Raw genomic sequence first — 7,105 nt, forward strand, 5'->3', positions numbered from 1 at the left:
CGAGAGGATTAGTTTCCTGCCTTGTTGTCCCTAATGTGGCCGAGATCGCAAACAAAAAGCCCGGCATCGCTGCCGGGCTTCGATCATGTGTCGCAGAAGCGCTTAGCTGCCCTGCTGGATGTAGGTGAACTTGCCGTCCGGACCCTTCTTCCATTCGTACATGACGTAACCGGGAAGCTTCGGGTCGCCCTTCTCGTCGAAGGAGATCTCGCCGAGTGCGGTCGGGAAGGTGCCTTTCTTCAGGGCCTCGGCAACCTTTTCCGGCTCCACGGAACCGGCAGCCTTGGCAGCGCCTGCAATCGCCTGCATCGCGGCATAGGAGTAGAGCGTGTAGGCTTCCGGGTTGAAGCCGGCGGCCTTGAACTTCTCTACCAGTTCCTTGTTTTCCGGGCGCAGTGTCGGATCGGGGCCGAAGGTGTTCAGCGTGCCTTCGACGGCGTCGCCGGCGATGGAGGCAAGTTCGTTCGAGACGATACCGTCGCCCGAAACGAGCTTGGCCTTCAGGCCCTGATCAGCCGCCTGACGGATGATCAGGCCGGCTTCGGTGTGCAGGCCGCCCCAGTAGATGATGGAAACGCCGGCTTCCTTCATCTTGGAGATCAGCGCGGAGAAGTCCTTATCACCGACGTTGACGCCTTCATACATGACTTCGGTCACGCCGGCGGCATTGGCAGCCTTCTTGGTTTCATCGGCAAGGCCCTGACCATAAGGGGTCTTGTCGTGAATGATGGCGACCTTGGCATCCTTGAAATGATCGGCCAGGTACTTGCCGGCAATGCCGCCCTGCTGGTCGTCACGGCCGCAGGTACGGAAGGTGTTCCACAGGCCGCGCTCGGTAAAGACCGGGTTGGTTGCGGCGGGGGTGATTTCGAGAATGCCGTTTTCGGCATAAACTTCGGACGCCGGAATGGAGACGCCGGAGTTGAAGTGGCCGACAACGAATTTCACGCCGTCAGCGACGAATTTGTTGGCAACCGAAATACCCTGCTTGGGGTCGGATACGTCATCGCCCAGCACGATCTTGATCTGTTCGCCATTGATGCCGCCGGCGGCGTTGATGTCTTTCGCGGCCTGTTCGGCACCCTTCTGGATCTGAGCGCCGAAAGCAGCGTTCGGGCCGGTCAGCGGTGCGCCGACAGCGATCACGACATCGGCCCAGGCCGAACCGCCAAACGCGACCATGGCGGTCAGCGCAACAGCGGAAAGAAGAGACTTCTTCATTACTTTACTCCCAGTTCCTTTGGATGGGTTGATTGCGAGAACCCATTCGGTACCCACCTTAACCGAACAGAAACGTTCCACTCTGCCGAGTATTAGTGACCCCGGAAAAGACCGGCTGTCAATTTTTCTTTTTATAGGAAAATGCCGACGTCCGGTCGTAGAGCCAATAGTAGTTATTGACCATCTGGCTCGTCCGGCGCATGCGGAAACCGATGCTGGAAAAGACCAGAAGAAGAACGACGTCAAACACGTAATAAAAGCCGTTGATGAACGGCCCGTTGAAGAGCGCGTGATGCAGAAACCGCATCACCAGCCCAAGTGCGAGGGTGTAGATCACCACCCGCGTATAACCGCCCCAGCCATCGGCCACGGATTTGCCCGTGCGCCATGCCGTCCAGAAGCCCAAGAGGACAACCAGTGCGCGCAGAACATAACGCACGCCGTTATCGGTTTCGAAAAAAAGGCCCTGCATCTCTTTCCCCATCAGTGCCGGGCTGAAACGCCCTGGCCCTGCCTTGTCTGTCGTCCCGTCGTTTTCCCGCCGGGCATTTTATTGTTTGCGTCCCGCCATGGATCCTTAAGGTTTGGCCGAAAGGACAACAGGCCGCCGTTTGCAGTCTTGCGCCGCAAAATTTCCGGCGCAAGTAAAATCTTTCAGTGCCGTCCGCCTTCCAGATAGGCGGCGCGCACCTGCGGATCGGCGAGCAGTTCCCTGCCCGAACCGCTCATCGTCACCTTGCCGTTGACCATCACATAGGCGCGGTCGGAAAGCTTCAAAGCGGCAAAGGCGTTCTGCTCCACGAGGAAGACGGTCAGCCCCTCTTCCTGGTTGAGTTTCTTGATCGCCTCGAAGATGCCCTTGACGATCAGCGGCGCGAGACCCAGCGACGGTTCGTCCAGCAGCAGCAGCTTCGGCCGTGCCATCAGCGCGCGGCCGATGGAGAGCATCTGCTGCTCACCGCCGGAAAGCGTGCCGCCGCGCTGGCTCTGGCGCTCCTTCAGGCGCGGGAACATCACGAAGATCTTCTCGACGTCTTCCTTGAAATATTTCAGGTTATCGAGATTGGCGCCCATCTGCAGGTTTTCCAGCACCGTCATGCGCGGGAAAATCCGGCGCCCTTCGGGCGACTGGGCAATGCGCTTGCGGGCAATCAAGTGCGTCGGCAGATGGGTAATATCCTCGCCATCGAAGATCACCTGACCGGCACGGGCCTGCGGGCTGCCACAGATGGTCATCATCAGCGTCGACTTGCCGGCGCCGTTGGCGCCGATCAGGCTGACGATTTCACCCCTGTTGACCTCGACATCGACACCAGCCAGAGCCCGGATATTGCCATAATAGGTTTCGACACCCTGGACTTTCAGAAGCGGTTCACCGGACATCAGGCCGCTCCTCCGTCGAGTTCTTCCGCAATCACGTCTTCCACTTCATCATCCTCGACACCCAGATAGGCGGCGATGACCTTGGGGTCGTTCTTCACATGGTCCGGCGTGCCGTCGGAAATCTTCTGGCCATATTCCAGAACCACCACGTGGTCGGAAATCTGCATCACCACGGACATGTCGTGCTCGATGAGGAGCAGCGACGTGCCCTCGTCGCGAATGCCGCGCAAAAGCGCGTTGAGCGCCAGCGATTCCTTCGGGTTGAGACCGGCGGCCGGCTCGTCGAGGCACAGCAGCTCCGGCCCCGTGCACATGGCGCGGGCGATCTCCAGACGGCGCTGCGCACCATAGGGCAAATCGCCGGCCGGATCGTCGGCGCGGTCGATCAGATCGGCCTTTTCCAGCCAGTATTTGGCCTTTTCAATCGAGGCATCCACCGCCCGCCGGTAAGCGGGCAGGCCGAGAAGGCCGAGGATCGTGTAACCCGAGGCCTTCATCAGCGCATTGTGCTGCGCCACCAGCAGGTTTTCCAGAACCGTGAGGCCTGAAAACAGCCGGATGTTCTGGAAAGTACGCGCCACCTTCGCCTTCTTGGTGATTTCGAAATCCGGCAGGCGCTCGAGAAGATGCGCCTCACCATTCTGCTGGCGCATGGTGATCATGCCCATGGTCGGCTTGTAAAAGCCGGTGATGCAGTTGAAGACCGTGGTCTTGCCCGCACCATTGGGGCCGATCAATGCGGTGATCTCGCCGCGCTTCGCCTCGAAGGAGAAGTCGTTGATGGCCATCAGGCCGCCGAAGCGCATCGAGAGATGTTCGACCTTGAGGATCGTATCGCCAGTCGTATTGGATGTCATTGTTGCCGTTCCGGAAGCCATCAACCGTGACCTTCCTTGGTAAAGCTGCCGGAGACGGCCTTGCGTTCTTTAAGGAAGGCCGTGGGTTCACGCGAGCCGACGAAGCCGCGCGGCTTGAACAGCATGACGATGACCATGGCGAGACCGAAGAGCAGCATGCGGTAGAGTTCCGGCGTGAAATCGGGCCCGAAGACATGCTTCAGGAACTCCATTTCACGCAGCAGCTCGGTGCCGCCGACCATGACGAGCGCCGCAATGGCGATACCCGTCAGCGACCCCATGCCGCCGAGAACGACGATGGCGAGAATGACGGCGGATTCGAGGAAGACGAAGCTTTCCGGCGACACGAAACCCTGGCGGGCAGCGAAGAAGGAACCGGCAAAACCGCCGAACATCGCACCCGTGGCAAAGGCGGTGAGTTTGGTGATGACGGTATCGATGCCGAGCGAACGGCAGGCGATCTCATCCTCGCGCAGCGCCTCCCAGGCACGGCCGATCGGCATGCGGCGCAGCTTGATCGTGACATAGGCCGTCAGCATGCACAGCAGCAGGATAACGTAGAACAGGAAAATCTTGTAATAGGCCGACGACATCGACAGGCCGAAGGCCTTGGCGAAATTGTTCGACGCGCCGACATCGAAGGACCAGATGCCGAAGACCGACGCCTTGGCAATACCGGAAATGCCGAAGGTGCCCTTGGTCACTGCCGTCCAGTTCAACAGCACCAGACGGATGATTTCACCGAAGGCGAGTGTCACGATCGCCAGATAGTCACCGCGAAGTCTCAGAACCGGGAAACCGAGGATGATGCCCCAGAAGCCGGCGAGAATGCCGGCGACCGGCAGGAGCACCCAGAAGGACAGGCCGAAATGGCTTGATAGCAGCGCATAGGAATAGGCGCCCACCGCATAAAAGGCCACGTAACCGAGATCGAGCAGGCCGGCGAGGCCGACGACGATATTGAGGCCCCAGGCCAGCATCACATAGATCAGGATCTGGATGCCGAAATTATCGACGAATTTCAGCGAACCCTGAAAGCCGAACAATTGCACGGCAATGACAGGATAAAGCAGCAGCAGGACCAGCGCCAGCTTCAGGAAGTGCTTGTGGAAAAAGCCCTTTTCCTCGGAAATCTCCAGCACGCCGCTCTTGGCCTTGGCCAGCTTGCGGCGGTCCAGCGACGGCTTGATGAAGCCGACCACGAGGAAGCGGCCAACGGCGGCAATGCCGACGAAAACCGCCAGAAGCCCCCAGCGGGTGCCCCAGATCAGCTGGTTGTTGATATCCTGATAGGTGACGATGCCGACATAAAGAATGAACATGCCGAACGAGATGAGGCCCGCAATCAGGCCCTCCTTCACAGCCGCCGCCATCAGGCTCGGGCTGGAAGCAGCGTTGTCGGAAGCGATATTGGTCATGGGATCACACCTTCTCGACTTCCGGACGACCGAGAATGCCGGTCGGCTTGAAGATCAGCACGAAAGCCAGAATGCCGAATGCCGCGACATCCTTATAGGCGATGGAGAAATAGGCCGACCACAGCGATTCGATGAGGCCGATCAGCAGGCCGCCGAGAACGGCGCCCGGCAGCGAGCCGATGCCGCCGAGAACGGCCGCCGTAAACGCCTTGACGCCGGGAATGAAGCCATCGCTGAAGGAGGCAACGCCGTAATACATCAGATACATGGTGCCCGCGACAGCGGCGAGCGCCGCACCCATGATGAAGGTGATGGAGATCGTCTTGTCGACATCAACGCCGAGCAGCGCGGCCATCTTGCGGTCCTGTTCGGTGGCGCGCTGCGCCCGGCCGAGCGGGGTCTTGTTGACGATATACCAGAAGGCGAAAAGCAGCACCGAGGTGACGACCATGATGATCAGCTGCTTCAGCGACACGGTAATGGCGCCGAAATGATAGCTTTCCGTGACCATGGACGGGATCGGCTTGTTGCGCGGACCCTGCGTCACCTGAATGAAGTTGGACAGCGCGATCGACATGCCGATGGCCGTGATCAGCGGTGCGAGACGGAAGGAGCCTCTGAGCGGCCGATAGGCGACGCGTTCGATCACCCAGTTCCACAGGCCGGTCATCAGCATGGCGACGACCATCATCAGAAGCAGAAGCAGCGCCACCGGAATGCCGGCGACGAAGGATGTCACGATCAGGAAAACGATCAGCGCGGCAAAGCCGCCAAGCATGAAAATATCGCCGTGGGCGAAGTTGATCATGCCGATAATGCCGTAAACCATCGTATAGCCGATAGCGATGAGGCCGTAGATCGATCCAAGAGTCAGCCCATTGATGAGCTGCTGGATAAAATACTCCATGTCTTTCCCCCGGGCACGACCTCGAATGGGCCACGCCTCGTTATGTTAATTATAGGAGCGCCCTTGCAGGCAGGCCCCCACCCCCAAAATGCATATCGTGTTCGTTAAAAATGTGAAGTCAAAAACGGGCGATCCTGCACAAAATTTGGAATTTCCACATGGACTGCCGCTTTCCCGGTCAAAAGAGCCATGATTTTGGCAGGAAGTGCTGAAAAAATGACGGCCGGATGCTTATTTTAGCATTGTCCAATGCCATTATTTGACGGGCAGCGGGCAAAGGAGTAGCGAAGATCGGAACGGCGAGATCCCGCAGACGGGATATAATTGGCGAAGAGATGATCGACATATTGACGAAAGCGGCGCTGGACGCCGGGCAGGCCATCATGGCGGTCCACCGCGCCGGCCCGCATGTGTCATACAAGGACGACTGCTCGCCGGTGACCGAGGCCGATCAGCGCGCCGAGACGATCATTCTTGCGGCGCTTGCTGCCCATTTTCCCGATATTCCCGTGGTTGCCGAAGAGGCGGTGTCGAGCGGCATCCTGCCGGAAACCGGTGCGGAGTTCTTCCTCGTCGATCCGCTTGACGGCACCAAGGAATTCATTTCCGGCAAGGACGATTTCACCGTCAATATCGCGCTGATCCGCGACGGCGTGCCGGTGGCTGGTGTGGTTTATGCCCCCTGCCGCGGGCAGGCATGGACGGGTGAGGATAATGTTGCCGAAAAGCTCGCAATATCAGGCGAAGGTACGATCCTGTCGCGCCATCCCATCCGGGCACGCCGGCGCGGCGCCTCGCCCGTGGCGCTGATCAGCCGCTCGCATTGCACGGCGAAAACGGAAGCCTTCGTGGCCGAACACGGGCTGAAGGACTGCATCTCCGTCGGCTCCTCGCTGAAATTCTGCATGCTGGCGGAGGGTGCCGCCGATATCTATCCCCGCTTCAGCCGCACCATGATGTGGGACACGGCGGCCGGCGACGCCGTGCTGCGCGCCGCCGGCGGCAGAACGCTCGATTGCGAGGGGCGGCCGCTTGCCTATGCCGTGATGGGTAAGGGCGAGGATGCGCTGGCCAATCCGGATTTTATCGCCGAGGGGGCGATGGCGGTGGAGATCGCGGGGTAACAGGCGGTTGCCGTCTTCTGCGGCTGTCATGGTGCACAGCGTCAAATTTCTGCTTTGGTGAGCTTCGGCGTGTGCCGCTTTACCCCCCTCTGCCCGGCAGGGCAGAGGGGGGGGAAACCGCCCACCCCCCCGCCCCCCCAAAAAACCCACACCCCCCGCCCCCCCCCGGCTGTGCCCCCCCCCCCGGCCCCCCCG

Annotated in this window: 7 protein-coding genes; 1 reads left to right on the forward strand and 6 read right to left on the reverse strand. The window is 59.9% G+C overall.

Going from position 1 to position 7,105, the window contains the following annotated elements; genetic code table 11:
- Nucleotides 1-102 precede the first annotated feature (102 nt).
- The 6 genes from ACIQUH_RS23450 to ACIQUH_RS23475 form a co-directional block, all read right to left on the reverse strand.
- Nucleotides 103-1,221 carry a branched-chain amino acid ABC transporter substrate-binding protein gene (locus tag ACIQUH_RS23450; RefSeq protein ID WP_400819578.1) on the reverse strand — a complete coding sequence of 373 codons (1,119 nt, stop codon included), beginning with the start codon at nucleotides 1,219-1,221 and terminating at the stop codon, nucleotides 103-105.
- Between the two features lie 118 nt (nucleotides 1,222-1,339).
- Nucleotides 1,340-1,693: a DUF6867 family protein gene (locus ACIQUH_RS23455; RefSeq protein WP_400819581.1), complete on the reverse strand. Its 354-nt coding sequence runs from the start codon at nucleotides 1,691-1,693 to the stop codon at nucleotides 1,340-1,342.
- Between the two features lie 182 nt (nucleotides 1,694-1,875).
- On the reverse strand, nucleotides 1,876-2,604 hold the full coding sequence (locus ACIQUH_RS23460; RefSeq protein ID WP_400819584.1) for an ABC transporter ATP-binding protein: 729 nt from the start codon (nucleotides 2,602-2,604) through the stop codon (nucleotides 1,876-1,878).
- Complete coding sequence (locus tag ACIQUH_RS23465; RefSeq protein ID WP_400819586.1) at nucleotides 2,604-3,482, reverse strand: ABC transporter ATP-binding protein; 879 nt, start codon at nucleotides 3,480-3,482, stop codon at nucleotides 2,604-2,606. Before ACIQUH_RS23465 ends, ACIQUH_RS23460 begins: the two co-directional genes overlap by 1 nt.
- Nucleotides 3,482-4,834, reverse strand: a complete 1,353-nt coding sequence (gene livM / locus ACIQUH_RS23470) for a high-affinity branched-chain amino acid ABC transporter permease LivM (protein ID WP_400819667.1) — start codon at nucleotides 4,832-4,834, stop codon at nucleotides 3,482-3,484. The genes ACIQUH_RS23465 and livM overlap by 1 nt, the downstream gene beginning before the upstream one ends.
- A 49-nt stretch (nucleotides 4,835-4,883) precedes the next feature.
- Nucleotides 4,884-5,786 carry a branched-chain amino acid ABC transporter permease gene (locus ACIQUH_RS23475; RefSeq protein WP_004430050.1) on the reverse strand — a complete coding sequence of 301 codons (903 nt, stop codon included), beginning with the start codon at nucleotides 5,784-5,786 and terminating at the stop codon, nucleotides 4,884-4,886.
- Between the two features lie 335 nt (nucleotides 5,787-6,121).
- Between ACIQUH_RS23475 and cysQ the strand changes: the two genes are divergently transcribed.
- A complete protein-coding gene (cysQ, locus tag ACIQUH_RS23480) occupies nucleotides 6,122-6,910 on the forward strand; it encodes a 3'(2'),5'-bisphosphate nucleotidase CysQ (protein WP_400819589.1) in 789 nt (262 codons plus the stop codon).
- Nucleotides 6,911-7,105: the final 195 nt, after the last annotated feature.

The organism is Agrobacterium sp. NPDC090283 (assembly GCF_044769685.1).
In the GTDB taxonomy this organism is placed as follows: Bacteria; Pseudomonadota; Alphaproteobacteria; order Rhizobiales; family Rhizobiaceae; genus Agrobacterium.

Bases quoted from the DNA above. Each gene is read 5' to 3' on its own strand.
- ACIQUH_RS23450 (WP_400819578.1), bottom strand. From the start codon at position 1,221: ATGAAGAAGTCTCTTCTTTCCGCTGTTGCGCTGACCGCCATGGTCGCG.
- ACIQUH_RS23455 (WP_400819581.1), bottom strand. From the start codon at position 1,693: ATGCAGGGCCTTTTTTTCGAAACCGATAACGGCGTGCGTTATGTTCTG.
- ACIQUH_RS23465 (WP_400819586.1), bottom strand. From the start codon at position 3,482: ATGGCTTCCGGAACGGCAACAATGACATCCAATACGACTGGCGATACG.
- livM (WP_400819667.1), bottom strand. From the start codon at position 4,834: ATGGCGGCGGCTGTGAAGGAGGGCCTGATTGCGGGCCTCATCTCGTTC.
- ACIQUH_RS23475 (WP_004430050.1), bottom strand. From the start codon at position 5,786: ATGGAGTATTTTATCCAGCAGCTCATCAATGGGCTGACTCTTGGATCG.
- ACIQUH_RS23460 (WP_400819584.1), bottom strand. From the start codon at position 2,604: ATGTCCGGTGAACCGCTTCTGAAAGTCCAGGGTGTCGAAACCTATTAT.
- cysQ (WP_400819589.1), top strand. From the start codon at position 6,122: ATGATCGACATATTGACGAAAGCGGCGCTGGACGCCGGGCAGGCCATC.